Raw genomic sequence first — 24,305 nt, 5'->3', positions numbered from 1 at the left:
ATTGCTCCGAAGGCCCTGCCTGCTAGAGTGCGGGGCGTTCGCCCGGTGTCCCCGAGGAATCATGAATCAACCACATGAATGGCCGGAGCTAAGCCGGCTCGATCTGAACCTGCTGCGCGTCTTCGAGGTGATCTACCGCGAGCGCAACCTGACCCGCGCGGCGGCCCGGCTGCACCTGAGCCAGTCGGCGGTCAGCCATGCCCTGGCGCGGCTGCGCGAGCAGATCGGCGATCCCCTGTTCGTGCGCGACGGTCGCGGCGTGGTGCCGAGCGCCCTGGCGGAGCGGCTGGCGCCGGGCATCCAGGATGCGCTGGACGGCCTGCGCCGCAGCCTGGGCGCGGGGCGCGCCTTCGACCCCGGGCGCGACCGGCGCAGCTTCTGCCTGAACATGCCGGAGCAGATGGAGCCGCTGCTGCTGCCCCGGGTGCTGGCCCACCTGGCGCCGGTGGCGCCCGGGGTGGAGGTGCGCAGCAGCGGCCTGCACTGGGCCGAGCTGCAGCGCGACATGGCCGCGGGCAGGGTCGACCTGGCGATCGAGATCACCCGCTCGACCGACGCCGAGCTGCGCCAGAGCCCGCTGTTCAGCGATGCGTTCTGCGTGCTGGCCGGTCCGCGCTTCGAGGGTGAGCTGAGCGCCGAGCGCTACCTGGCCGCCGGGCACGTGGCGGTCAGTTCGTTGCGCCGCGGGCTGTGCGCCGAGGACCTTGCGCTGGGCCAGCTCGGCCTCTCCCGCGAGGTGCGCCAGCACTGCCGCAACTACCTGACGGCGGCGCTGCTGGTGGCCCAGGGCGACTGGCTGCTGACCCTGCCGCGCGGCTACGCCGAGCTGCTCGACCTGGGCCTGGGCAACCGCCGGCTGGCGATGCCCCTGGCGTTGCCGCCGGTGAGCCTGAGCCTGTACTGGTCGCGCCAGGCCGAGAACGACGCGGCCCACCGCTGGCTGCGCGACGAACTGCTGGCGCTGGCGCGCACCTTTCTTCCTGGCGCTGCGTAGGTCTGTGTAGGGCGGGTGAAACCCGCGGCTTGGGTCTGCGTCGCGCGGGTTGCACCCGCCCTACAGGCCAGTGTGTTGTATCGGCCGCGGGTCAGCTGCGCCGCGCGACGATGTAGCGGGCCAGCTCGCGCAACGGCTCGGCGCTGTCGCCGAAGGGGCGCAGAGCGTGCAGGGCCTGGTCGCGCAGTTCCAGCGCGTAGGCCTTGGCCTGTTCCAGGCCGAGCAGGGCGGGGTAGGTGGGCTTGTGGTTGGCTTCGTCCTTGCCCTGGGTCTTGCCCAGGGTGGCGGTGTCGCTCTCCACGTCGAGGATGTCGTCCTGCACCTGGAAGGCCAGGCCGACGGCCCGCGCATACTGCTGCAGGGCGCGCAGGCCGGCGGTGTCGGCCTTGCCGCTGGCCAGGGCGCCGAGCTGCACGCTGGCCTCGATCAGCGCGCCGGTCTTGTGCCGGTGCATGGTTTCCAGCGCCTGCTGGTCGAGTCGCTGGCCCACCGACTCCAGGTCGATGGCCTGGCCGCCGACCATGCCGGCCGGGCCGGCGGCGCGGGCCAGGCCCATGACCATGGACAGGCGCAGGTCCGGGTCCCGGGGGTTGCGGCGAGCGTCGGCCAGGGCCTCGAAGGCCAGGCTCTGCAGGCCGTCGCCGGCGAGGATCGCGCAGGCCTCGTCGAACGCCTTGTGGGTGGTCGGCTGGCCGCGGCGCAGGTCGTCGTCGTCCATGGCCGGCAGGTCGTCGTGGACCAGCGAGTAGGCGTGGATCAGCTCCACCGCGCAGGCGGCGCCGTCGGCTCGGTCGAGGTCGCCTTCCAGCGCCTCGCAGGCGGCGTAGACCAGCAGCGGGCGCACGCGCTTGCCGCCGTTGACCACGCTGTAGCGCATGGCCTGGTAGAGGCGCGCTAGCTCGGCGCTCGGGGCGTCGAAGAGCTGCTCCAGGGCGGCGTCGACCCGCGCCTGGCAGCGCTGCTGGTAGGCGCCGATCATGCCTGTTGGTCCGGGTCGAAGGGGGCCTCGTCCAGTTCACCGTCGCGTTCGAGGAGGATTTGCACCTTCTGCTCGGCCTGGCTGAGGGAGGCCTGGCAGTCGCGGGTCAGGCGGATGCCCTGCTCGAAGGCGGTCAGCGAGTCCTCCAGGGACAGTTCGCCGCTCTCCAGGCGCTCGACCAGGGTCTGCAGGTCGGCGAGGGACTTCTCGAAATCGACGGCGGCTTTCTTGCGGGCCATGGGCGGACTCTCGACGGATACGGGGTTCAGAAGCGCAGCACTTCGCCGCTGCTGCGGGTCGGCGCCACCAGCGGAATCTGCGGCTGCTGCTCGGCCTTGGGCTTGGCCGGCTTCGGCGTGGCCTGGGCCGGCTTGGGCGCTTCGGCGACCGGCTGCTGGTTGCGCAGCGGCTCGATGGCCTCGGCCAGGCGGGTCGCCAGCTGCTGCAGCAGGCGGCTCTGCGCCTGCACCTGGTCGGCGGTGGTGCCGCTGTGGGCCTCTTCCAGGCGCAGCAGCTGGCTGTCGCGCAGCTGGCCGCTCCTGTCCAGCAGGCGCCACTGGGCTTCCAGCACGGCCGGGTAGGTGGGGCCGGAATCCAGGCGGATGATGTTCAGTTGCACCTGGACGTCAGGCTTGAACTCGGCGTTGAGCGGGGCCAGGACGGTGCGCTGGCTGTCCAGGCGCCAGGCCAGCTGGCGCAGCAGCACCTGGTCGATGTCGGCGGCCAGGCTGCCGGCCCAGCGGGCGTCGGCGGCAGCCAGCAGGCTGCTGTCGCTCTGGCGTTGCAGCAGGGTTTCGTGTTGCAGGTAGTCGGCCACCGACACGGGGCCGAGCAGCACGGCCAGGCCCTTGGCCTGGGTCGGGAGTTCGGCGGTGCCGTTGTCCAGCTGGTACAGCGGTATCGGCTTGTGCGCCGTGCAACCGGCCAGGCCGAGCAGGCCGGTCAGCAGCAGTACCGAAGAAAGGCGCAGCAGTCTCATGTTTCACCCTGGGGGTCGCGGCAGCGACCGGCAGTCCTGTGTCAAAGCCGCGTATGATCCGCCAAAGCGGCCGCGGACTCCAGCCCGCGGCGCTCTACGGCATGCATTCCGTCGATCAGGCCGGGCCTTCCACCAGCAGCGAGTCGACCCGCTGGAAGCCGCGCGGCAGCTTGTTGCCGCGCCGCCCGCGCTCGCCCTTGTAGTGTTCCAGGTCGTCGGCCTTGAGGGTCAGGGTGCGTTTGCCGGCCTGCAGCACCAGGGCGGCGCCGGCGGGCAGCACGGCCAGGTCGGTGAGGTATTCCTCGCGGCTGGCGACCCGCTCGCCGGGGATGCCGATGATCTTGTTGCCCTTGCCTTTGCCCAGCTGCGGCAGGTCGCGCACCGGGAACAGCAGCAGGCGGCCCTCGGTGGTCACCGCCGCCAGCCAGTCGTTCTCGACGCTGGCCACCGGCTTGGGCGGCACCACCAGGGCGCCGTTGGGCAGGGTCAGCAGGGCCTTGCCGGCCTTGTTCTTGGCCTGCAGGTCCTCGCCCTTGACCACGAAGCCGTAGCCGGCGTCGGAGGCGATCACGTACAGGGCGCTGTCGTCCGGTAGCAGCACGCAGTCGAAGCTGGCGCCCGGTGGCGGTTGCAGGCGGCCGGTGAGCGGTTCGCCCTGGCCGCGGGCCGACGGCAGGCTGTGGGCCGCGAGGGAATAGCTTCTACCGGTCGAGTCGATGAACACCGCGTACTGGTTCGAGCGGCCCGGCGCGGCGGTCTTGAAGCCGTCGCCGGCCTTGTACGACAGGCCGGTGGCGTCGATGTCGTGGCCCTTGGCGCAGCGCACCCAGCCCTTCTCGGAGAGCACCACGGTGACCGGCTCGGTCGGCATCAGCTCGGTTTCCGACAGGGCGCGGGCCTCGGCGCGGGCGACGATGGGCGAGCGGCGGTCGTCGCCGTACTTCTCGGCGTCCTCGAGGATTTCCTTGCGTACCAGTTTCTTCAGCTTGGCCTCGCTGCCGAGCAGGCCCAGCAGCTTGTCGCGCTCCTTGGCCAGTTCGTCCTGCTCGCCGCGGATCTTCATTTCTTCCAGGCGGGCCAGCTGGCGCAGGCGGGTGTCGAGGATGTAGTCGGCCTGCACGTCGGTCAGGCCGAAGGTTTCCATCAGCACCGGCTTGGGCTGGTCCTCGGTACGGATGATGCGGATCACTTCGTCGAGGTTGAGGAAGGCGATCAACAGGCCTGCCAACAGGTGCAGGCGGCGCTCCACCTTGTCCAGGCGGAACTGCAGGCGGCGCCGCACGGTGCCGACGCGGTACACCAGCCACTCGGTCAGCAGGGTGCGCAGGTCCTTGACCTGCGGCTTGCCGTCCAGGCCGATGACGTTGACGTTGACCCGGTAGCTGGACTCCAGGTCGGTGGTGGCGAACAGGTGGGTCATCAGCTCTTCGGCGTCGATCCGGTTGGAGCGCGGCACGATGACGATGCGGCAGGGGTTCTCGTGGTCCGACTCGTCGCGCAGGTCGGCGACCATCGGCAGCTTCTTGGCCTGCATCTGCGCGGCGATCTGTTCCAGCACCTTGGCCCCGGAGACCTGGTGCGGCAGGGCGGTGACCACGATGTCGCCGTCCTCGACGCGGTACACGGCGCGCATGCGCACCGAGCCGCGGCCGGTCTCGTAGATTTTCAGCAGGTCGGCGCGAGGGGTGATGATCTCCGCCTCGGTGGGGAAGTCCGGTCCCGGCACGTGCTCGGTGAGCTGCTCGACCGTGGCGCCCGGCTCGTCCAGCAGGCGTACACAGGCGCTGGCTACTTCGCGCAGGTTGTGCGGCGGCACGTCGGTGGCCATGCCCACGGCGATGCCGGTGGTGCCGTTGAGCAGGAGGTTGGGCAGGCGCGCCGGCAGGGTCGCCGGCTCGTCCATGGTGCCGTCGAAGTTGGGCACCCAGTCCACGGTGCCCTGGCCCAGTTCGGCCAGCAGCACTTCGGAGTAGCGCGACAGGCGCGCCTCGGTGTAGCGCATGGCGGCGAAGGACTTGGGATCGTCCGGGGCGCCCCAGTTGCCCTGGCCGTCGACCAGGGTGTAGCGGTAGCTGAACGGCTGGGCCATCAGCACCATGGCCTCGTAGCAGGCGCTGTCGCCGTGGGGGTGGTACTTGCCGAGCACGTCGCCGACGGTACGCGCCGACTTCTTGTGCTTGGAGTCGGCGTCCAGGCCCAGCTCGCTCATGGCGTAGACGATGCGCCGCTGCACCGGCTTGAGGCCGTCGCCGATGTGCGGCAGGGCGCGGTCCATGATCACGTACATGGAGTAGTTGAGGTAGGCCTGTTCGGTGAAGTCGGCCAGCGACCGGCGCTCCACGCCTTCCAGGCTCAGGTCGAGGGTGTCGCTCATGCGTGCCTCATGGTCATTTCAGAGAAGTCGATTGGCGCAGCACCAGGGTGCCGCCCTTCTGGGTGAATTCGAGCTGCTTGAGGGCGCTCATGCCGAGCAGCACCTGATCGCCCTCCATGCCGGGGGTGATCAGCGCCGCCACGTCGCGCAGGTGGATGTCGCCGAGCTGTAGCAGCGCCAGGCGCGTTCGCCAGCCGGTGACGGTGCCGTTGGCGGTGCGGATCTGCACCGGGGAGCCGGGCTTCAGGCCGAGCGTTCCGGCCAGCTCCTGCGGCACGGCCACGGCGGTGGCGCCGGTATCCAGCAGGAAGGTCACGGTATGGCCGTCGATGCGGCCGTCCAGCACGTAGTGGCCGCCCTGGCTGCTGGCCAGGCTGACCTCGATGTAGCCGTCGCCGTGTACCGACGCCGGCTGCCGGTTGGGGTTGGCGCGCCGCTCCTCGAAACCGCCGAACCAGTGGGTGGCGAGCGCCAGGGCGGCCACCCAGGCCAGGATCAGCATGATGCGGGCGGCACCCCGGCCGGCGGGTTTGTCGTTCACGGCGCGCCCCAGCCACCGGCGGGTGCTTTGAAGTGCCAGAGCAGCGGCCGGCGTTCGCCGTCGGCGCGGGGCAGGTCGTTGTTGTCCAGCCCCAGCCAGGCGCCGCCCTTCTCCAGCCAGAACGCCTCGGCGTTGCCGTAGGGCTCGGGGTAGAGGCGGCCGTCGGCCACCGCGGCGGCGCTGAAGGACCAGCACTTTTCTTCGGCGCCGGTGGTCGGGCTACGTCGGCAGATGCGGTGCTGCAGGCGCTCCAGGGTGAACAGCTTGCCGTCGAGCAGGGCCAGGTCGCCGAAGCTGCGCGGGTAGCGCTTGTCGCTCTGCGGGGTGAGCGGCGAGCGCACCTGGCCGGCCTCGGACATCAGCACGCAGCCGCCGGTGCAGCGCCAGCGGCCCTTGTCCTTGTGCAGTACCAGCAGGCCGCGGCGCTCGCGTTCGGCGGCCAGCCACAGGCGCTCGCCGGCCGGGTCGACGACCAGCCCTTCGAGCAGGGCGTTGTGGCGCAGCAGCATGCCGCTGGCGCGGGCCTGGCGGACCAGCCCCTCGGGCAGCGCCAGCCATTCGGCGATGCCGCTGGGGCCGACCTGCAGCAGGGCGGTGTGTGCCTCGCTGAGCAGGTAGCGGTTGCCCTTCTCGTCGCAGCTGATGCTTTCGAAGTCCAGCTCGCCGCCGCGCAGCAGGTTGGCCGTCCAGGTGCGCATGCGCAGGCCCCAGGGCAGGGCGCTGGGCGGCACCGGCGGGGCGTCGAAGGTCTCCGCCTCGGCGTGCCAGGCGCCGTCGCCGGGGCGCAGGCGGTAGAAGCGGTCGTCCTCGCGGTCGGACACGGCCAGCCATTCCTCGCCGCAGCGGGTCAGGCCGGACAGGTTGCCGGCGGCCATGCCTTCGATCGGGTGCTCGGCGAGCAGCTCCAGCTGGGCCAGTTCGGTCGGCTTGTCGGCCGCGATCGCCGCGCCGGCGAACAGCAGCCCGGCGAGCGAGACGGCGAGCCTCACACCAGTACCTCGGCCAGGTTGCCCTTGGTTTCCAGCCAGCTCTTGCGGTCGCTGGCGCGCTTCTTGGCCAGCAGCATGTCCATCACTTCGCGGGTCGCCTCGAAGTCGTCCAGGCCGAGCTGCACCAGGCGGCGGGTGTTCGGGTCCATGGTGGTTTCGCGCAGCTGCGGCGGGTTCATCTCGCCGAGGCCCTTGAAGCGGGTGACCTGCGGCTTGCCACGGCGCTTCTCGGCCACCAGGCGGTCGAGGATGCCATCGCGTTCGGCGTCGTCGAGGGCGTAGAAAATCTCCTTGCCCAGGTCGATGCGGTACAGCGGCGGCATGGCGACGTAGACGTGGCCGGCTTCCACCAGCGGGCGGAAGTGGCGGACGAACAGGGCGCAGAGCAGAGTGGCGATGTGCAGGCCGTCGGAGTCGGCGTCGGCGAGGATGCAGATCTTGCCGTAGCGCAGCTGGGACAGGTCGCTCGAACCCGGGTCGATGCCGATGGCCACGGCGATGTCGTGCACCTCCTGCGAGGCGAGCACTTCGCCGCCGTCCACTTCCCAGGTGTTCAGGATCTTGCCGCGCAGCGGCATGATCGCCTGGAATTCCTTGTCGCGGGCCTGCTTGGCGGAGCCGCCGGCGGAGTCGCCCTCCACCAGGAACAGCTCGGAACGCATCGGGTCCTGGCCCGCGCAGTCGGCCAGCTTGCCGGGCAGCGCCGGGCCCTGGGTGATCTTCTTGCGCTCGACCTTCTTGCCCGCCTTGAGGCGCCGACCGGCGTTGCCGATGGCCTGTTCGGCCAGCAGCAGGCCGGTTTCCGGGTGGGCGTTGAGCCACAGGCTGAAGGCGTCCTTGACCACGCCGGAGACGAAGGCGGCCGCCTCGCGGGAGGACAGGCGCTCCTTGGTCTGGCCGGAGAACTGCGCCTCCTGCATCTTCATCGAGAGGACGAAGGCGATGCGTTCCCAGACGTCTTCCGGGGCCAGCTTGACGCCGCGCGGCAGCAGGTTGCGGAACTCGCAGAACTCGCGCATGGCGTCCAGCAGGCCCTGGCGCAGGCCGTTGACGTGGGTGCCGCCCTGGGCGGTGGGAATCAGGTTGACGTAGCTCTCCTGCAGCGACTCGCCGCCTTCCGGCAGCCACAGCAGGGCCCAGTCCACCGCCTCCTTGGTGCCGGCCAGCGAGCCGCAGAACGGCTCGTCGGGCAGGCGGGCGTATTCGCTCACCGCGTCGGTGAGGTAGGAGCGCAGGCCGTCCTCGTAGTACCAGCGGGTGGTCTCGCCGTTGTTCTTGTCGGCGAAGGTGACTTCCAGGCCGGGGCAGAGCACGGCCTTGGCCTTGAGCACGTGCTTGAGGCGGCTGATGGAGAACTTGGGCGAGTCGAAGTACTGCGGGTCGGGCCAGAAGCGCACGCTGGTGCCGGTGTTGCGCTTGCCGACGCTGCCGATCACTTCCAGGTCGGTGGCCTTGAAGCCGTCGGCGAAGGTCATGCGGTATTCGCTGCCCTCGCGCTTGACCTTCACTTCCACCTGGTTGGAGAGGGCGTTCACCACCGAGATGCCGACCCCGTGCAGGCCGCCAGAGAACTGGTAGTTCTTGTTGGAGAACTTGCCGCCGGCGTGCAGCTTGGTGAGGATCAGCTCGACGCCGGGGATGCCTTCTTCCGGGTGGATGTCCACCGGCATGCCGCGGCCGTCGTCGGTCACTTCCAGCGAGTTGTCCTCGTGGAGGATCACCTGGATCGCCGTGGCGTGGCCGGCCAGCGCTTCGTCGACGCTGTTGTCGATGACCTCCTGGGCCAGGTGGTTGGGCCGCGCGGTGTCGGTGTACATGCCCGGGCGCTTGCGCACCGGGTCCAGACCGGACAGTACTTCAATGGCATCGGCGTTGTAGGCGTTCTGTTGAGCCATAAGCGGTTCGGGTCTTCTGCTAAAGGGTGGAAAAGTCGAAATCGGCCCAGAGGGCGGGGGCGAAGCCGGCCCGCGCGAGTATCTCGGGGATGCGCGCGGCGAAGCCCTGGTAGCTGTGGTCGCCGCCCTGGCGGATGTCCAGGGTGCAGCCCTCGTAGAAAGCCTCGGCCTGGCGGTAGTCCAAGGTCTCGTCGGCGGTCTGCAGCCATACCGCGTAGCGCGCGGCGTCGCGCGGCTCGGCCACTTCCAGCTCGCGCAGGGCGGCGACGTGGTCGTGGGTCAGCAGCCAGGTCTCGCCGGTATAGTGGTTGGTCTGCTCGACTTCCTGGCCGCCGAACAGCCGGTTCGGGCGCACCGCCGGGTTGATCAGCACGGCATCCAGGCCATGCTGCTGGGCGAGGTGGGTGGCGTAGTAGCCGCCAAGTGAGCTGCCGACCAGCAGTGGCCGGCCCAGTTCGGCGATGGCTGCCTGCAACTGTTGCATGGCCTGGCGCGGATGATGGTGCAGGGCCGGCACGCGCAGATGCCGTTCGATACCGCAGTGTTCAGCCACCTTCAGCAGCTGGCTGGCCTTGGTCGAGGCGGGCGAGCTGTTGAGGCCGTGGATATAGAGAATGCTGGAATTCATGGAGCGGGAGGCTACTAGGCAAGAGCCGTAAGCGACAAGCCTCAAGCTGCAAGTAAAGGCGGTTTGGGCCTGGGGCGGTCGGGAACCGCGATTACGCCTCAATAGCCCTTGACGCTGTAGTCCACCTCGAAGTGGATGCCGGTGACCCGCGACACGCCGGTCTCCAGGCGGCCGTCCGGGTGCAGGCGCAGCCAGCGGTAGCCGGGGGCCTCGCTGCCGACCTGGAATTCCTCGCTGCCGGGGGCGAACTGCACGCAGGTGGAGGGCGAGGCGAGCAGGCGGATGCCGCCGCGCAGCTGGTCGAATTCCTGGTGCACGTGACCCCAGAGCACCGCCCTGACCTGGGCATGACGCTCCAGCACGGCGAACAGGGCGTCCGGGTTACGGATGCCGATCGGCTCCATCCAGCGGCAGCCGATGGAGACCGGGTGGTGGTGGAAGCACACCAGATGGTGGCGTTCGGGGGCTTCGCCCAGCGCCTTTTCCAGCAGTGCCAGCTGGTCGTCGGCCAGGTAGCCGGGCACTGCGCCGGGGATGGAGGAGTCGAGCAGGACGATGCGCCAGCCGCCCAGGTCGATCACCGGCTGCAGCAGGTCGCTGCCGGCGCAGGCCTGCTGCATGGCGGGCAATTCGTCGTGGTTGCCGGGGAACCAGCGGGCTGCGGTCTGGAAGGGCTCGGTGAGCTGGCGGAAGCGCTGGTAGGACTCGAGGCTGCCGTCCTGGGATAGGTCGCCGGTGGCGAGGATCAGGTCGATCTCGGGCTGTTCCACCTGGACCCGTTCGATGACCTTTTCCAGGCTGTCGCGGGTGTTCATGCCCAGCAGTTTGCCGTCCGCTTCGGCAAACAGGTGACTGTCCGACAGCTGCACGAGCAGCACCGGGCGATCGGGGGCAAGGGACGACGGGCGCGACAAGGGCCTACTCCTGAGCGGGTTCTCAGGATTATGGTGGGTGAAACGGGATTCGGTAAACCCGGCAAACGTGAACCTGTCACATTTGCGCGGTTGTGATCACAGTACCGTCACCAGTTCGTGACCGCAGGCGATGCAGTGGCTCAGCCACTCGCCGAGGAACAGGTTGAGCTGTGTCTTCTCGTCCGGCTGGTGCATGGCGGCATTGGGATAGGGATAGATGCCGCGGAAGCGTCGGGCGTTTTCCGCGCCGATCACCTCGGCCATGCGCGCGTCGTGGTAGGCGCGCACTTCCAGGCGCGGCACCGGCAGCCAGGGCAGGCTGTGCTCCTGACGCACTTCCAGGGTGGTGGTGTAGGGGCAGTTCTCCACCACGCGGATCAGCAGCACGCCGAGCAGTAGGTCGCCCTGGCTCAGCGCCACGCGGCGTTCGCCCTGGGCCTCGCGCATGTCCGGCAGCAGGCGCAGCAGGCGCGCGTAGTTGGCTTCGCAGGCGGCCTGCAGTTCGACCAGATCGACCCGGTAGCGCTCGCGCAGCAGGTTCATGACCACAGCCCCCGCACTTCCGCGCGGTTCAGCGCCAGCCATTGCAGGGCGATGATGCTGGCGGCGTTGTCGATGCGGCCGTCCCTCACCGCCCGCAGGGCGTCCTCCAGCGGCCAGACGTGCACGCGGATGTCCTCGCCTTCCTCGGCCAGACCATGGACGCCACCGACCCCTTCGCTGTCGCAGCGACCCAAGTAGAGGTGGACACGCTCGTCGGAGCCGCCGGGGGAGGGGTAGTACTGGGTGATCGGCCACAGCGCGGTCAGTTGCAGGTCGGCCTCTTCCTCGGCCTCGCGATGCGCCACTTCCTCGGGCTGCTCGTCCTTGTCGATCAGGCCGGCCACCAGTTCCAGCAGCCAGGGGTTGGCGCTCTTGTCCATGGCGCCGACGCGGAACTGCTCGATCAGCACCACGCTGTCGCGTCGCGGGTCGTAGGGCAGCACGCAGACGGCGTCGTGGCGCACGAACAGCTCGCGGCTGAGCTGCGGACCCATGCCGCCGGCGAACTGGCGATGGCGCAGATGCAGGCGATCCAGGCGGTAGAAACCCTTGAAGCAGGTCTCGCGCTGGAGTACCTCGACATCGGCATTGGACATGCGACTCTCCCCTTGGCAGGGCTGGGCCCTGCAGAAAATCCGGTTGCGCTGAATGTGCGCGCCGCGAAGGGCCTTTGGCAAGGGCCCGCACGGCCCGCTGGCGACGTGCATCACAGAGGCGCGATCACGACACTGTGACGCCGAATATGCCGAGCCGTTCGGCGCTTACTCGAATGGAAGTCTTTTTCATTGGCTACCCGTGAGTATACTCGGGGCCGTCGGTATCGACTTCAACATGGAGGTGGGGCAATGCGCGCTGCAGAGCTGATCGATCTGCTCCGGCAATATGACCCGGACACGGATATCCCGGTGGCCTACACCGACGCCGAATTCGGCGAAGAACCCCAGCTGCGGGTGGCCAGCTGCTACAGCACCGGCGACACGCGCTGCTACCAGAACCTGGTGGAGCAGGCCCAGGAAGGGCTGGTGGTGCTCGACCCGTTCGGTCGCATCACCTACATGAACCCCTTCATGCAGCAGTTCCTCGACTATTCGCCGGCCGAGGCCCTCGGCCGGCCGGTGTCCCAGGTGCTGTCCGCCGATCTGGTGGAGGTGGTGCTGATGCAGCGCCGCCAGGGCCCGACGGCGGAGCGCTACCCGATGCGCATCCAGGCCCGCGACGGCAGCGTGCGCTGGGTGCAGATGAGCGCCGCGCCGATCCCCAGCGCCGACGACAGCGACCGCGGCAGCCTGCTGACGGTCACCGACATCTCCCACCGCGAGACCCACGCGCAGAAGCTTGGCGACCAGGAGAGCCTGGGGCAGAAGGTCTGGCGCATCTCCGAACAGCTTGACAGCCTCAAGTCCCTGCGGGTCAACCTGCTGGCGGAGTTCGAGGCGCTGCAGGGTTCGCCGCGCATCGCCGCCACGCCCTACTGGCACCAGCAGCGCTACCTCTATCTGGTGCGCCCGCAGAAGGACGGCAAGCGGGTGCGCGAATACATCGGCGCGCAGCCCGAGCGCATCAACGAGGCCCTGGCCTCCGTGCGCCGCGAACAGCGCTATCAGGATGTGTGTCGCGAGCTGCAGGGGATCGAGGAAAATATCCGCACGTCCACCTTCAAGCTCGACAGCTTCCTCTGGGAACTGGCGAAGGTGCCGCAGAACCTGCACAAACTCGTGAGCTAGAGCGCCCGCGACCCATTTTTTCCATGACGGTTCCATGACCGACCGCCCCAATCCGGGGCGGTCGTCGTTTCTGCGCCTTCGATATCTGTGATCACAGATAAAAATTGCATTTAAAACATAAGCTTATGTCTTTCCATCGTTAATGACAGCGAGGGGCTTTTGGTCCTTGTTGTGCCATTAAACCGCTGAATAGGATGCCCCCCTCTCTACTCAGCAGGATGCGACGATGAGCCACCCACAGCCCCCTCTGGATCACGACCAGTTCTATCGTGAACTCACCTTGCGCAATGCCGGATTCATCAGTGCCGACGACCAGTGTGGCCTGCGCGAGGCCGTGATCCTCATCGCAGGCTGCGGCTCCACGGGTGGCAGCGTGATCGAGCTGCTGGTGCGCAGCGGCGCGGAAAACCTGATCCTCGCCGACAACGGCGGCTACGAGCTGAACAACGCCAACCGGCAGAACATGGTGCTGGACGACATCGGTCGCTCCAAGGTCGAGGTGTTCGCCGAACGTGTGCGGCAGATCAACCCGCACATCCGGCTGCAGCTGCACGAGCATGGCGTCACGCCCGACAACGTCGAGGCCATGGTGGCCCAGGCCGACGTGGTGGTGGATGCCATCGACGTCACCGGCCGTTCCGGCCTGGAGATGAAATACCTGCTGCACCGCGTCTGCCAGCGCCAGTACAAGCCGGTGGTGTGTGGCTACGACATGGCTGCGGCCCAGTACATCCCGGTGTTCGACTACCGCAACCCGGACCTGGCGGTGCTGGGCGACCTGCTCAGCGCGGAGCAGGTGGCCACCCTCGATCCGCTGCAGGCCTGCACCTTCCTGATCCCGGTCGAGTGCGTGCCGCTGGAGATGTACGCCGAACTGGACCGCCACCTGGCCGGCAAGGACTACACCTCGCAGCTGGGCATCGCCGCCCACCTGTTCGGCACCCTAGCGACGGCGCTGATCCTCGACCTGGTCAACGGCCGTCCGGTGCGTGACGCCATCTACGTCGACGTGTGGGAGCTGATCCGCCGCCGCGACGCCCAGGCCGAGCGCGACCACCAGTACCGGCTGGACCAGGGCCGCCAGGCGCTCGCCCAGTGGCGCCAGCTACCGCCGGACCGGCCCGATGCGTTCTTCCTCGAACGCTCCGTGGCCCACTACCAGCCGCCGCAGCTGAGCGGCCTGGCGAGCTACCCGCAGTTCTGCATCGACCGCCGCGCCGGCATCGCCACCTATGCCATCCCCAACTACCAGCTGGACAACAACCTGACCCGCCAGCTGCTGCGTTTCGCCTTCGTCCACTACGCCAAGGTCGGCTTCATCAACCCGCAGGTCGCAGCCTGTCGCCAGCTGCACGCCGAGCCGCTGGAACACCTGGCCCAGGAAGACGTGCACATCGTGCTGGTGCGCGAGAGCGACCAGCAGCTGCTGGCCTACTCGACCCTCAAGGCGCCGATCATCCGCGGCAAGCGTTTCGACGACCCGCAGCGCCCGGCCTTCGGCGTGGAGACAGCCTTCGGCCGCGACCTCTACGAGCAGGTCGACGAGCTGCGCGCCCTGCCGGCGGAGCAGGTCCGCGAGATCGGCCGGGTGACCAAGGCGCAGATCGGCGACCCGGTGCTGGAAGCCAAGGCCGGCCTGCTGCTGCTCAGCGCCTACGGCAAGCTGCTGGGCAAGGCCGACAGCGGCGTGGTGGCCATGGTCGGCGATGGCGAGCGCCAGGTGACCCTGCGCAACCTCGGCTTCTTCGGCTTCCGCCCGCAGGTCCTGCCGTCACGCGACGCCTGCATTCCTCCCCAGCACCTCTACGCCAATCGCTACCAGGGGCGCGAAGTGCATCCCTTCTGGCTGCTGCTCGACGACATGGACCGCGAGCGGGTCGCCCAGGTGGAGGCGCTGATCGAACTCGACGGCGACGAATTCCTTTCCCGACTGCGCGCTATCAAACAGCAGAGCACCCTGCACATAGGAGCATGAACATGAACAGCACATGGAACGAGCAACAGCGCGCCATCCGCGCCCACTACCTGGAAGTCGCCCGCGAACTGGTGCGGCCCACTTCCGCCCTGCGTGATCAGGAACTCGGCTTCGACCGCCAGCTCTGGCAGGCCCTCGGCAGCAGCGGCCTGTTCGGCGTGCACATGCCGGTCCAGTACGGCGGCCAGGGGCTGAGCATCTGGGAATTCTCCGCCGCGCTGGAAGGTTTCTCCGAGGGCTGCCAGGACATGGGCGTGCTGGTCTCCTTCGTCGCCCAGGTGGCGCTGGTGCAGTCCGCACTGCTCGGCTACGGCAGCGAGGAACAGCGCCAGCGCTGGCTGCCGTCGCTGATCAGCGGCGACAAGATCGGCTGCTTCGCGATCACCGAGCAGGGCTGCGGCTCCGACGTGCGTTCGCTGAAGCTCGCCGCCCGCCGCGACGGCAGCGGCTACCGCCTGAACGGGCTGAAGTGGAACATCACCAACGCCCCGGTCGCCGACATCTGCATGACCTTCGCCCGCCTCGAGGAGGCCGGCCCCAACGCCATCTCCTGCTTCATCACCGAGACCGCCAAACCCGGCCTGGTGCAGTCCGCGCCCTTCGAGCTGATGGGCAACCGCGGCACGCCGATCGGCAGCCTGAGCTTCGACGAGGTGGCGCTGGATGCCGACAGCCTGATCGGCGCCGAGGGCCATGGCCTGCGCGTGCTGTACTTCGGCTTCCTGGTGGAGCGCATCTTCACCGGCGTCGTGGTGTCCGGCTGCATGCAGCCGCTGATCGACGAATGCCTGCAGTACAGCCTCAAGCGCCAGGCCTTCGGCCGCCCGATCAGCGACAACCAGTACGTCCAGGGCCACATCGTCCAGGCCTATACCCAGCTCGAACTGCTGCGTGGCGTACTGGTGCGCGGCCTCACCGAGCTGGAACAGGGTCGCGACTGCTCGACCCTGGCCTCGATCATCAAGATGTTGGCCAGCGAGGCGCTGCACGAGACCTGCCTGAACGCGATGCGCATCCACGGCAACTACGGCTACCGCCGCGACAACTACTACGAGCGCCTGCTGCGCGACTCCATCGGCCTGTTCTTCGCCGGCGGCACCAGCGAGATCCACAAGCACGTGATCTGGACCAACCTGGTGGCCGAGGCGCAGAACCTCAGCAAGACCAAGGACGGCCTGCGTCTCGACGCCTACACCGGCGAGAGCGAAGGAGTCGCCGCATGAAGACCCGCGCCGTCGCGCTGCTCTCCTGGATGCTGCATCGGCCCTGGCTGATGCTCGCCGTGCTGCTGCTGATCACCGCCCTGGCGGTGGTCAGCGCCGGCCGCCTGGAGATCAACAGCACCCCCTACATGATCGACAAGAGCCACCCCAGCCGGGTGGCCGACGCCGACAACAAGCGCCTGTTCTCCAACACCGGCGAGCAGGCCTTCGTCGCCCTGGATAATCCACAGGGCAATATCTTCAACCCCGACAGCCTCAAGCGGGTGGCCGAACTGACCCGCGCGTTCCAGGCCATCGAGCTGGTGCAGCCGAGCGACACCGACAAGCTCCAGGAGCTGAAGGCCGACCCCGCGCTGCAGGCCGATATCGACGCCATCCTCGAAGGCGGCCTCACCCCGGCCGACCAGCCGCGCCTGGCCGCCCTCAGGCAGCGCCTGGGCGAGAGCGGCGCGCTCGGCCACACCCAGGAAGCCTGGCTGGACAGCCTGCAGACCCGTCTGGTGCCGATCCGCAAGGTGCGCAGCCTGGTCACCATCGAGAACATGCTGACCGTCGACGAGGCGCTCGACGTGCATCCGCTGATGCCGCGCGTGCCGACCGACCAGGCTGGGCTCGACGCCTTGCGCGAGGAGGCCATGGGCAACCCGCTGTTCCTCGACAGCCTGGTGTCGCGCGACGGCAGCGCCACCACCATCCAGGTCGAGTTCAACATCGCCCAGGACGACTCGCCGGCCATGCTCCAGGCCTACCAGGCCATCGTCGCGATCACCGACCAGGTGCACAGCGACGACCGCATCTACCTCAGCGGCCCGCCGATGATCGCCGCGCAGACCGCGTCGAACATGGAGCAGGACAACCAGACCCTGCTGCCGGCCGTGCTGCTGGTGATCCTGCTGGTGCTGTTCGTCAGCTTCGGGCGCCTGCAGGGCGTGGTGGCGCCGCTGCTGATCGCCATCTTCAGCCTGATCTGGACCATCGGCCTGATGGCCGCCTGCGGGGTGAAGCAGAACATCATCACCTCGATGATGCCGGTGTTCATCATCTCCATCGCAGTGTGCGACGCCATCCACTTCCTCTCCGACTACTACCGCAACCTGCCGCCCAACCCGGACCGCCAGGCGCGCATCGACACCGCCTTCAAGGTGATGCAGCAGCTGTTCTGGCCGATGTTCGTGACCTGCATGACCACCCTGGTCGGCTTCTTCTCGCTGGCCTGGACCGACGTCATCTTCATCCTCGAATTCGGCGTGTTCACCGGCTTCGGCATCTTCTTCGCCTGGCTGATCACCATCGTCTTCCTGCCGGCCATCGTCATCCTGTGGAAGGCCGAACCGCCGCGCCACGGCCTGCTGGTCAGCGACCGCCTAGACCGCATGATCGCCTCGCTCGGCCACCTGGCCCGCTACGGCAGGAAGCTGGCGCTGGGCATGCTGGTGGCCATCGTGCTGTGCAGCTGGTACGTGGTGGAAAACCTCACCGTGGACAACCAGGTGATCGGCTACTTCGAGGAAGACAGCCGCATCCGCCAGGATGACGCGGCGATCAACGCCAAGTTCGGCGGCACCACGCCGATCAGCGTGATGATCGAGAGCGACCGGGTCGACGCCTTCAAGGACCCGGCGGTGATCCAGGCCGTCGCCAGGCTGCAGGAACACCTGCACCAGCAGCAGCTGGTCGGCTTCACCTACTCGTCGGCTGACTTCGTCAAGCGCCTGCACCAGGTGACCCAGGACGAGTTCGCCGCCGACCAGTACCGCCTGCCGGACGACATCAGCGGCACCCTGCTGGCGCAGTACTTCCTGCTCTACGAGAACGCCAACGGTCGCGACCTGTTCGACGTGGTCGACCGCCGCTTCCAGAACGGCCGGGTGCTGGCGATCCTGCACACCGACCGCTCCTCGGAAGTGGCGGCGGTGATGAAGGACACCCTGGCCTTCGCCCGCGACGTGTTGCCGGCGGGCCTGACCGTGCGCGTGTCCGGCTACGGCGAAGTGCTGGTGGCCACCACCGACGCGGTGGTGTGGGGGCAGATCAACAGCATCCTGTCGTCACCGGCGATGATCATCGTGATGGTCATGGCGATGTTCCACTCGGTGCGCCTGGGCTTCGTCGCCCTGCTGCCACTGATGTTCACCCTGGTGGGCATCAGCGGGCTGATGGCGCTGACCCGGACCGACCTGGACATCGGCACCTCGATCATCGCGGCCATCTCCTTCGGCATCGGCATCGACTACGCCATCCACGTGATCGCCGCCATGCAGCGCAGCCCGGGCACCGCCATGCAGGCGACCCAGTACGCACTGCGCCATTGCGGCAAGCCGATCCTGATCAACACCCTGGCCCTCGGTCTGGGCTTCCTGGTGCTGTGCCTGTCGGGCTACGAGGCGCTGGTCAACCTGGGCTTCTTCATCTCCCTGACCATGCTGTTCGCCGCGCTGTTCGCCCTGCTGGTGCTGCCGGTGTTCGTGCGCACCCGCCAGGCGCCGGTGGCCACGGCGCCGCTGCAGCCGGAGCCGGCCAATGCGTAGGCACCTGCTCTGGCTGCTGTGCGTGGCCCTGCCGGCCGGCGCCCAGGACTGGCTGGCGCTGACCCTCTACCCGGGCGGCTACCTGTACCAGGCCGAACACCTGCAACGGCTGGTGGGCGCCACGCAGAACCTGTGGGAGGTGAAGGATGCCCAGGGACGGACGCCGATCCAGTCCCTGGACAGCCTGGCTAGCACCAACGCCATCGCCACCCAGGGCGACGACGTGCGATTCCGCCGCCTGATCGAGGTCCGCGAGCTGACGCCCGCCGGCCTCGAGACGCTGGCCGGGCTGGTCGAGCGGCACCCGCTGCTCGGCCCGCGCCTGGTCACTGCCCAGCGCGACGGCACCCACTTCTGGCTGCGCCTGGCCCGGCCCTACCCCGAGGCCGAGAAGGCCGAGCTGATGGTGAGCTACGCCAGGCGCCTGGCCGCCGATTTCGCCCCGCAGTGCCGGGTCGCCAGCGGTGCGGAGGGTGCCCTGCAAGGTTTCCAGCTCAGCGAGTGGACGCTGCAGGCCGAAGGCGCGGTGCCGCCGCGTACCGCCACCCTGCAGGCGTTGCAGCAGGCCACTGCCACTCTGCGCGAGCGCAGCCTGCAGACCTATTCGGCCGCCGACATCCTGATCTACCTGCGCCAGGTGCTGAACGGCGAATCCGGCCTGCCGGCCAGTGACGACGAAGTCGGCCAGCTCTACCTGATCGCCGAGAGCCTGCGCAGTCGCGACCTGCAGGACCTGGCCAGGCCCGATTTCCAGCGCCTCAAGCTGGTCGCCCTGGGACGTGAGCGCACCGTCGCCCCGACCCTGCCGGGTTACCGCCAGGACGCCAGTGCCCGCTGGTCGTCCACCCCGAACAGCTACCTGACAGTCGACTGTCGCTAAGGAGTTTCCCAATGCGTATCACCCCACTCGCCCTCGGCCTGCTGCTGAGCTTCCCGGTGCTGGCCGAGGCCCTCGACCCCACCGCCATCATGCGTTCGGTGCGTGACCGTGACGAAGGCCAGGACCGCCGTTCCGAAGTGACCCTGGTGCAGACCATGGCCGATGGCTTCGTCCGCGAACGCAAGCTGCTGATGCTGGAGAAGGAGTACGGCGAGGAACGCAAGTCCACCCTGTACTTCACCGCCCCCAGCGACACCGCCGGCACCGGCATCCTCATGCACAGTTACGCCGAGGCCCAGGCCCGCGAGGACGACCAGTGGCTGTACCTGCCGGCCCTGCGCAAGACCCGGCGCATCGCCACCAACTCCAAGGAAGGCCCGTTCCTCGGCACCGACTTCTCCTTCGCCGACATCGAGCGCATGCGCGTCGACGACTATCAGTACAAGCTGCTGCGCGAGGAAGAACACAAGGGCCGTCCGGTCTACGTGATCGAGGCGCGCACCGCCGACGGCCTGGAGAATCCGCGCACCGGCTACAGCCAGCGCCTGGTCTACGTCGACCGCGAACGCAACCTGATCCTGCGCGACGACTTTTTTCGTGGTGATCGTCAGATCAAGACCTTCGAGGTGGTGGATGTAGCCGAAGTGGAAGGCTTCTGGACGGTCAACGAGTCGCTGATGAGCAACCTGGTCGAGGGCGGCCAGACCCGCCTGCTGCGCACTTCCGCCGACTACAACCTGGACCTGGCCGACCAGAACTTCAGCGAACGCGCCCTGCGCAACGGGATTCGCTGATGCGTGCAGTGTTCATCGGCCTGCTCGGCAGTCTGGCCAGCTTCTCCGCCACGTCCGCGACCTTCAGCGGTCGCGGCCACGTGGAGGACGGCTACCACCACAGCACCACCGGAGCCAGCAGCTCCGGGCACCGCATCGAGGCGCTGCTGGAGAGTCGCGTCAGCGAAGGCAACTGGACCCTCGACAGCGTGCTGCTTGGCCGCTACCGCAGCCAGTACGACGATGCCGGCGGCAAGCTGGAAGACCGCATGAAATCCGACCAGGACCTGCGCGAGCTGTACCTCACCTGGGCCGGCGATGCCTGGCAGTGGCGCATTGGCCAGCAGCAGATCGCCTGGGGCCGCGGCGACTACTTCCGCCTGGTCGACGTGCTCAACCCGCTGGACCTGCGCGAGTTCCTGCTGCCCTACATCGACGACTACTCCCTCGGCCGGCAGACCCGGCCGATGGCGGTGGTGGAAATCTACGGCGACAGCCTGGAGCATCAGTTCGTCGTCGCGCCGAAGACCCGGACCACCCGACATGCCCCGGCAGGCGCCGACTTCGCCATCGCCGGGCGGCCGGAGGGGCTGCCCGAGGACGACGCGCACGAGCGGCCGGACATCGGCTGGCGCGGCAAGACCTTCGTCGACGGCACCGATCTGGACTTCTACCTGTTCGACGGCCTCAGCCCCGACCCGCTCTACGTAGAGAAGGAAGGACAGCTGGTCGAGCAGCAGCGCCGGCGCAGCCTGGTCGGCGCCTCGTTCGCCCGGCCGGCCGGCGACTGGGTGGTGCGCGGCGACCTGGTGCACCTGTTCCACGAACCTCTGCAGACGCCGGAAGGTGCCGACAACGTGCCCAGGACGGCGGCGCTGCTCGGCCTCGACCTGACCCGCAACGAGTGGACGGTGAACCTGCAGGCCACGGTCAGCCATCGCCACGGTGCGCCGGACAGCCTGCAGCGGGACACCGGCTGGGAGGCCTCGGCGGCGGTGCTCAAGGACTGGTCCAAGCAGCGCCTCAACGCCGGCATCCTCTGGCTCTACCACCGCGAAGTGCAGAGCAGCCACATGGTCAAGGCCAACCTCGGCTATCGGCCGTGGAACCAGTGGTACCTGGAGGCGGGCTACATCGGTTTCAGTGGTGGCCAGGCCACCCAGTACGGCCAGTTCGATGACCGCGACCGTGTCTATCTGCAGGTACGCCGCGACTTCAGCTTGTGATTCCTCGCGCTTGGATGGCGCCGCGCGGCCGGCGACAATGGCCGCCGCCGTCCCGGGAACGCCCGTGGCGGCGCGCAGTCGAAACGCCCGTCGTCGTCCCCGAGGAAAGTCCATGCGCCCCATCGCCATTGCCGGCCTGCTGTGTCTCTCGTTGCTGTTGAGCGGTTGCCAGTCGACCGGCAAGACCACGTCGTCGCTGCCCACCACCCGCCAGGCCTGGGAACACCGCACGCCGGGGTGCGAGGGCAAGGAATGCCCGCTGGTCAATATCGATCTGCAGCAGCTGGACGGCCTGCCCGAGCTGAACGCGCGCATCGAGCGGGAGCTGCTCAAGCTGACCATCGAACTGCCGGGCGACCCGCCACCAGCCTCGCTGCAGGCCTATGAGCGGGACTTCCTGGCCACGGCCAGGCCGGGCTGGATGAGCTACCTGCAGGCCAAGGTTCTGGAGCAGCACGACCGGCTGGTGGTGATCGAACTGTCCAGCTACCGCTTCACCGGAGGTGCCCACGGCATCCCCGGACGCACCTACCTGAACTACGACCGCCAGCTGAATCGGATACTGGGCCTGGACGACCTGCTGCTGCCGGACGGCCTGCAGGCGTTCTGGCAACAGGCGGAGCTGGCTCACCAGGCCTGGCTCAAGGCCAGCGGGCTGGACCAGGACACCGACTACCAGGCCACCTGGCCGTTCGAGCGCACCGCCAACGTGGCCATGCTGCGCGGCTCGGTGATGCTCAAGTACGAAGTCGGCCGCATCGCCCCCTACGCCAGCGGCCATCCCGAACTGCTGATCCCCTATTCGCGCCTCAATGGCATCGTCAAACCCTTCTATTTCCCCGGGCGCGGCTGATCGGCGGACACGCCACGGCGTGCTCGGGTTTCATGGCGGGGCGGAGGATGGCCCCTACCTTCCGGCGGCGGGCATTGCATTGGGGGCGGGGATGCCGATAATGGGCGGTTTTTCCGCCCCTGGGGCTGCGACTGTTCGTCGATGATGCACATACTTTATCTAATCATGCAGTTGGGGCGCCGCGAGATCGCTTCTCGCTACCGCGGCTCCGTAATGGGCATCCTGTGGTCGCTGCTGTCGCCAATGATCATGCTGGTGGTCTACACCTTCGTGTTCAGCGTGGTGTTCAAGGCCCGTTGGGGCATCGGTGGCGATGACAAGGCGAGCTTCGCCATGAACGTCTTCGCCGGCATCATCGTGCACGGCTTCTTCGCCGAATGCGTCAGTCGGGCACCGGGGCTGATGCTGCAATACGTCAGCTACGTGAAGCGGGTGGTGTTCCCACTCTGGATACTGCCGCCCGTCGTGCTGGTGTCAGCGCTGTTCCATTCCGCGATCAGCATCGCCGTGCTGCTGGTGGCCCAGCTTCTGATCCAGGGCTTCGTGCACTGGCAGGTGATCGCCCTGCCGCTGGTCATGCTGCCGCTGGTGCTCGTCGTGCTGGGCGTTTCCTGGTTCCTGACGGCCCTGGGGGTATTCCTGCGGGATATCGGCCAGATCATCCCGGTCTTCATCACGGTGATGATGTTCATGGCGCCGGTGTTCTACCCCGTGTCGGCGCTACCGGAGGCCTACCAGGGCTGGCTCTACCTGAACCCCCTGACACCCGCCATCGAGATGATGCGCGCGCTGGTGCTGGCCGGCCATCTGCCCTCCGTTGGCGACTATCTGCTCTATTTAGCGCTGGGGCTGGCATGCGCACTCTTGGGCGGGTTGTTCTTCAGGCGCACTCGCCGGGGGTTTGCCGATGTCCTCTGAAGTCGCCATTTCGCTGCGAGGCATCAGCAAGACCTACCATGTGTTCGATTCTCCGGCGCAGCGCCTGGCTCATCTCTTGTTCGGCGCCAGGCGCCGCATGGGGCGGGAGTTCCATGCCTTGCAGGGCATCGACTTCGAGGTACGCAAGGGCGAGACCCTGGGCGTCATCGGGCGCAACGGGGCCGGCAAGTCGACGCTGTTGCAGATCATCTGCGGCACCCTGACGCCCACGACCGGGCAGGTGCGGGTGAACGGGCGTATCGCCGCGCTGCTCGAACTGGGCGCGGGGTTCAGCCCCGAGTTCACCGGACGCGAAAACGTCTACATGAGCGCGGCGATTCACGGCCTGGGCCGGGCCGAGATCGACACCCGCATGGCCGACATCCTCGCCTTCGCGGAAATTGGCGACTTCATCGATCAGCCGGTGAAGACGTACTCGAGCGGCATGTTCGTGCGTCTGGCCTTTGCGGTGATCGCCCATCTGGATGCCGACATCCTGGTGATAGATGAGGCGCTTGCCGTGGGCGACGTCTACTTCACCCAGAAGTGCCTGCGTTTTCTGCGGCGTTTCGCGGAGAAGGGCACGCTGCTTTTCGTCAGCCATGACACCCACTCCGTGATCAATCTCTGTGAGCGTGCGCTGTGGCTCGACGGTGGTCGGATGCAGCGTTTCGGCGAGGCCAAGACGGTCAGCGATGCCTACCTGGGCTCCTTCTACGAGGACCGCCTGGCGGAGCAGGCCGAGTCTTCCACCGAGCCGGTGTCTGTCTCGGACAAGGAGTTCGGTCTGGGGGGCGGGCGAATCGAGAAGTGCAGCCTCTTCGACGCGGCGGGCAACAAGGTGACCGTTCTCGAGCGTGCGCAGCGAGTGCGCCTTGAGGTCGAGTGCAGTGCGCGTGACGAAATCCTCTCTCCGATTCTCGGCTTCTTCGTCAAGGATCGCCTGAGCCAGGCCATCTGCGGCGAAAACAGCATTGCATTGCTGCCCGAGTGGAAGCGGTTCAGCGCGGGAAGCCGCTGCAACGTCGCCTTCGAGTTCTATCTGCCGTTGCTGGCCACCGGCGACTACACCATCAGTGTCGCTCTGGGGGCGGGCACCCAGCAGCAGCATGTGCAGCACCACTGGATCCATGACGCGCTGGCGTTCCGTTCCCAGTCATCGCCCAGCCTGACCGGGCTGTTCGAACTGGAGAGCGTCGCCTGCTCCATGGACGTCGATGTCGAGACCTCGGGCTGACCATGCGATGGCTGGCGCTTCAGGTATCTCCGTCATGTGCTCCAGGGGTATGCTTTCGCCCCAGTGGATGGGCTCTCGCCTGTGGTGGGGCGAGGCCCGAATGAAAAACAAAAACTTCCGTGGTTGAGCCGC

The 24,305-nt window shown here is 67.9% G+C and carries 22 protein-coding genes; 11 read left to right on the top strand and 11 right to left on the bottom strand.

Annotation, left to right across the window (positions count from 1 at the left end; genetic code table 11):
• Positions 1-61 precede the first annotated feature (61 nt).
• Positions 62-994, top strand: a complete 933-nt coding sequence (locus N7640_RS05945; RefSeq protein WP_279901898.1) for a LysR family transcriptional regulator — start codon at positions 62-64, stop codon at positions 992-994.
• 91 nt (positions 995-1,085) lie between these two features.
• On the opposite strand, the gene ispA is transcribed toward N7640_RS05945, so the two are convergent.
• From ispA to N7640_RS05890, 11 genes are all read right to left on the bottom strand, one after another.
• A complete protein-coding gene (gene ispA, locus N7640_RS05940; RefSeq protein ID WP_279901899.1) occupies positions 1,086-1,973 on the bottom strand; it encodes a (2E,6E)-farnesyl diphosphate synthase in 888 nt (295 codons plus the stop codon).
• Positions 1,970-2,212: an exodeoxyribonuclease VII small subunit gene (locus N7640_RS05935; RefSeq protein WP_279901900.1), complete on the bottom strand. Its 243-nt coding sequence runs from the start codon at positions 2,210-2,212 to the stop codon at positions 1,970-1,972. Before N7640_RS05935 ends, ispA begins: the two co-directional genes overlap by 4 nt.
• Before the next feature lie 26 nt (positions 2,213-2,238).
• On the bottom strand, positions 2,239-2,952 hold the full coding sequence (locus N7640_RS05930; RefSeq protein WP_220814671.1) for a PqiC family protein: 714 nt from the start codon (positions 2,950-2,952) through the stop codon (positions 2,239-2,241).
• A gap of 115 nt (positions 2,953-3,067) precedes the next feature.
• On the bottom strand, positions 3,068-5,326 hold the full coding sequence (parC, locus tag N7640_RS05925; protein ID WP_279901901.1) for a DNA topoisomerase IV subunit A: 2,259 nt from the start codon (positions 5,324-5,326) through the stop codon (positions 3,068-3,070).
• 13 nt (positions 5,327-5,339) lie between these two features.
• Positions 5,340-5,828, bottom strand: a complete 489-nt coding sequence (locus N7640_RS05920) for a TIGR02281 family clan AA aspartic protease (RefSeq protein WP_279901977.1) — start codon at positions 5,826-5,828, stop codon at positions 5,340-5,342.
• Positions 5,829-5,863: 35 nt separating this feature from the next.
• The gene (locus N7640_RS05915) at positions 5,864-6,856 is read right to left on the bottom strand and encodes an esterase-like activity of phytase family protein (protein ID WP_279901902.1); all 993 of its coding nucleotides are present in this window, start codon (positions 6,854-6,856) and stop codon (positions 5,864-5,866) included.
• Positions 6,853-8,751 carry a DNA topoisomerase IV subunit B gene (gene parE, locus N7640_RS05910; protein WP_279901903.1) on the bottom strand — a complete coding sequence of 633 codons (1,899 nt, stop codon included), beginning with the start codon at positions 8,749-8,751 and terminating at the stop codon, positions 6,853-6,855. The genes N7640_RS05915 and parE overlap by 4 nt, the downstream gene beginning before the upstream one ends.
• 19 nt (positions 8,752-8,770) lie before the next feature.
• Positions 8,771-9,379 (bottom strand): YqiA/YcfP family alpha/beta fold hydrolase, encoded by a 609-nt coding sequence (locus tag N7640_RS05905; protein WP_279901904.1) that lies wholly within the window; start codon positions 9,377-9,379, stop codon positions 8,771-8,773.
• 98 nt (positions 9,380-9,477) lie between these two features.
• Positions 9,478-10,293 carry a 3',5'-cyclic-AMP phosphodiesterase gene (gene cpdA / locus N7640_RS05900; RefSeq protein WP_279901905.1) on the bottom strand — a complete coding sequence of 272 codons (816 nt, stop codon included), beginning with the start codon at positions 10,291-10,293 and terminating at the stop codon, positions 9,478-9,480.
• Positions 10,294-10,389: 96 nt separating this feature from the next.
• Positions 10,390-10,842 carry a DUF1249 domain-containing protein gene (locus N7640_RS05895; RefSeq protein WP_220814666.1) on the bottom strand — a complete coding sequence of 151 codons (453 nt, stop codon included), beginning with the start codon at positions 10,840-10,842 and terminating at the stop codon, positions 10,390-10,392.
• Positions 10,833-11,432, bottom strand: a complete 600-nt coding sequence (locus N7640_RS05890) for an NUDIX domain-containing protein (RefSeq protein ID WP_220814665.1) — start codon at positions 11,430-11,432, stop codon at positions 10,833-10,835. The genes N7640_RS05895 and N7640_RS05890 overlap by 10 nt, the downstream gene beginning before the upstream one ends.
• Before the next feature lie 249 nt (positions 11,433-11,681).
• Between N7640_RS05890 and N7640_RS05885 the strand changes: the two genes are divergently transcribed.
• From N7640_RS05885 to N7640_RS05840, 10 genes are all read left to right on the top strand, one after another.
• A complete protein-coding gene (locus tag N7640_RS05885; protein WP_220814664.1) occupies positions 11,682-12,560 on the top strand; it encodes a PAS domain S-box protein in 879 nt (292 codons plus the stop codon).
• 226 nt (positions 12,561-12,786) lie between these two features.
• A complete protein-coding gene (locus N7640_RS05880; protein ID WP_279901906.1) occupies positions 12,787-14,535 on the top strand; it encodes a ThiF family adenylyltransferase in 1,749 nt (582 codons plus the stop codon).
• Between the two features lie 2 nt (positions 14,536-14,537).
• A complete protein-coding gene (locus N7640_RS05875) occupies positions 14,538-15,758 on the top strand; it encodes an acyl-CoA/acyl-ACP dehydrogenase (RefSeq protein ID WP_279901907.1) in 1,221 nt (406 codons plus the stop codon).
• The gene (locus tag N7640_RS05870; RefSeq protein WP_279901908.1) at positions 15,755-18,286 is read left to right on the top strand and encodes an MMPL family transporter; all 2,532 of its coding nucleotides are present in this window, start codon (positions 15,755-15,757) and stop codon (positions 18,284-18,286) included. Before N7640_RS05875 ends, N7640_RS05870 begins: the two co-directional genes overlap by 4 nt.
• Positions 18,279-19,166 carry a hypothetical protein gene (locus N7640_RS05865; protein ID WP_279901909.1) on the top strand — a complete coding sequence of 296 codons (888 nt, stop codon included), beginning with the start codon at positions 18,279-18,281 and terminating at the stop codon, positions 19,164-19,166. Before N7640_RS05870 ends, N7640_RS05865 begins: the two co-directional genes overlap by 8 nt.
• A gap of 11 nt (positions 19,167-19,177) precedes the next feature.
• Complete coding sequence (locus tag N7640_RS05860) at positions 19,178-19,960, top strand: outer membrane lipoprotein-sorting protein (protein WP_220814658.1); 783 nt, start codon at positions 19,178-19,180, stop codon at positions 19,958-19,960.
• A complete protein-coding gene (locus N7640_RS05855; protein ID WP_279901911.1) occupies positions 19,960-21,165 on the top strand; it encodes a DUF1302 family protein in 1,206 nt (401 codons plus the stop codon). The genes N7640_RS05860 and N7640_RS05855 overlap by 1 nt, the downstream gene beginning before the upstream one ends.
• 112 nt (positions 21,166-21,277) lie before the next feature.
• Positions 21,278-22,018, top strand: coding sequence for an RsiV family protein (locus tag N7640_RS05850; RefSeq protein WP_279901912.1), 741 nt, complete (start codon positions 21,278-21,280; stop codon positions 22,016-22,018).
• Positions 22,019-22,159: 141 nt separating this feature from the next.
• A complete protein-coding gene (locus tag N7640_RS05845; RefSeq protein ID WP_347881132.1) occupies positions 22,160-22,936 on the top strand; it encodes an ABC transporter permease in 777 nt (258 codons plus the stop codon).
• Positions 22,926-24,173: an ABC transporter ATP-binding protein gene (locus tag N7640_RS05840; protein WP_279901915.1), complete on the top strand. Its 1,248-nt coding sequence runs from the start codon at positions 22,926-22,928 to the stop codon at positions 24,171-24,173. Before N7640_RS05845 ends, N7640_RS05840 begins: the two co-directional genes overlap by 11 nt.
• Positions 24,174-24,305 lie beyond the last annotated feature (132 nt).

The organism is Pseudomonas sp. GD04015 (assembly GCF_029837675.1).
Taxonomy (GTDB): domain Bacteria; phylum Pseudomonadota; class Gammaproteobacteria; order Pseudomonadales; family Pseudomonadaceae; genus Aquipseudomonas; species Aquipseudomonas paralcaligenes.
Note: the sequence above shows the minus strand (reverse complement) of the source record. Positions and strands in the feature narration are given on the sequence as shown.

Excerpts from the sequence above, each read along its gene's own strand:
- N7640_RS05930 (WP_220814671.1), bottom strand. The coding sequence starts at position 2,952 with ATGAGACTGCTGCGCCTTTCTTCGGTACTGCTGCTGACCGGCCTGCTC.
- N7640_RS05945 (WP_279901898.1), top strand. The coding sequence starts at position 62 with ATGAATCAACCACATGAATGGCCGGAGCTAAGCCGGCTCGATCTGAAC.
- N7640_RS05880 (WP_279901906.1), top strand. The coding sequence starts at position 12,787 with ATGAGCCACCCACAGCCCCCTCTGGATCACGACCAGTTCTATCGTGAA.
- N7640_RS05855 (WP_279901911.1), top strand. The coding sequence starts at position 19,960 with ATGCGTGCAGTGTTCATCGGCCTGCTCGGCAGTCTGGCCAGCTTCTCC.
- parE (WP_279901903.1), bottom strand. The coding sequence starts at position 8,751 with ATGGCTCAACAGAACGCCTACAACGCCGATGCCATTGAAGTACTGTCC.
- N7640_RS05840 (WP_279901915.1), top strand. The coding sequence starts at position 22,926 with ATGTCCTCTGAAGTCGCCATTTCGCTGCGAGGCATCAGCAAGACCTAC.
- N7640_RS05875 (WP_279901907.1), top strand. The coding sequence starts at position 14,538 with ATGAACAGCACATGGAACGAGCAACAGCGCGCCATCCGCGCCCACTAC.
- N7640_RS05890 (WP_220814665.1), bottom strand. The coding sequence starts at position 11,432 with ATGTCCAATGCCGATGTCGAGGTACTCCAGCGCGAGACCTGCTTCAAG.
- N7640_RS05860 (WP_220814658.1), top strand. The coding sequence starts at position 19,178 with ATGCGTATCACCCCACTCGCCCTCGGCCTGCTGCTGAGCTTCCCGGTG.
- parC (WP_279901901.1), bottom strand. The coding sequence starts at position 5,326 with ATGAGCGACACCCTCGACCTGAGCCTGGAAGGCGTGGAGCGCCGGTCG.
- N7640_RS05885 (WP_220814664.1), top strand. The coding sequence starts at position 11,682 with ATGCGCGCTGCAGAGCTGATCGATCTGCTCCGGCAATATGACCCGGAC.
- ispA (WP_279901899.1), bottom strand. The coding sequence starts at position 1,973 with ATGATCGGCGCCTACCAGCAGCGCTGCCAGGCGCGGGTCGACGCCGCC.
- N7640_RS05850 (WP_279901912.1), top strand. The coding sequence starts at position 21,278 with ATGCGCCCCATCGCCATTGCCGGCCTGCTGTGTCTCTCGTTGCTGTTG.
- N7640_RS05865 (WP_279901909.1), top strand. The coding sequence starts at position 18,279 with ATGCGTAGGCACCTGCTCTGGCTGCTGTGCGTGGCCCTGCCGGCCGGC.
- N7640_RS05935 (WP_279901900.1), bottom strand. The coding sequence starts at position 2,212 with ATGGCCCGCAAGAAAGCCGCCGTCGATTTCGAGAAGTCCCTCGCCGAC.
- N7640_RS05905 (WP_279901904.1), bottom strand. The coding sequence starts at position 9,379 with ATGAATTCCAGCATTCTCTATATCCACGGCCTCAACAGCTCGCCCGCC.
- N7640_RS05920 (WP_279901977.1), bottom strand. The coding sequence starts at position 5,828 with ATGCTGATCCTGGCCTGGGTGGCCGCCCTGGCGCTCGCCACCCACTGG.
- N7640_RS05845 (WP_347881132.1), top strand. The coding sequence starts at position 22,160 with ATGATGCACATACTTTATCTAATCATGCAGTTGGGGCGCCGCGAGATC.
- N7640_RS05870 (WP_279901908.1), top strand. The coding sequence starts at position 15,755 with ATGAAGACCCGCGCCGTCGCGCTGCTCTCCTGGATGCTGCATCGGCCC.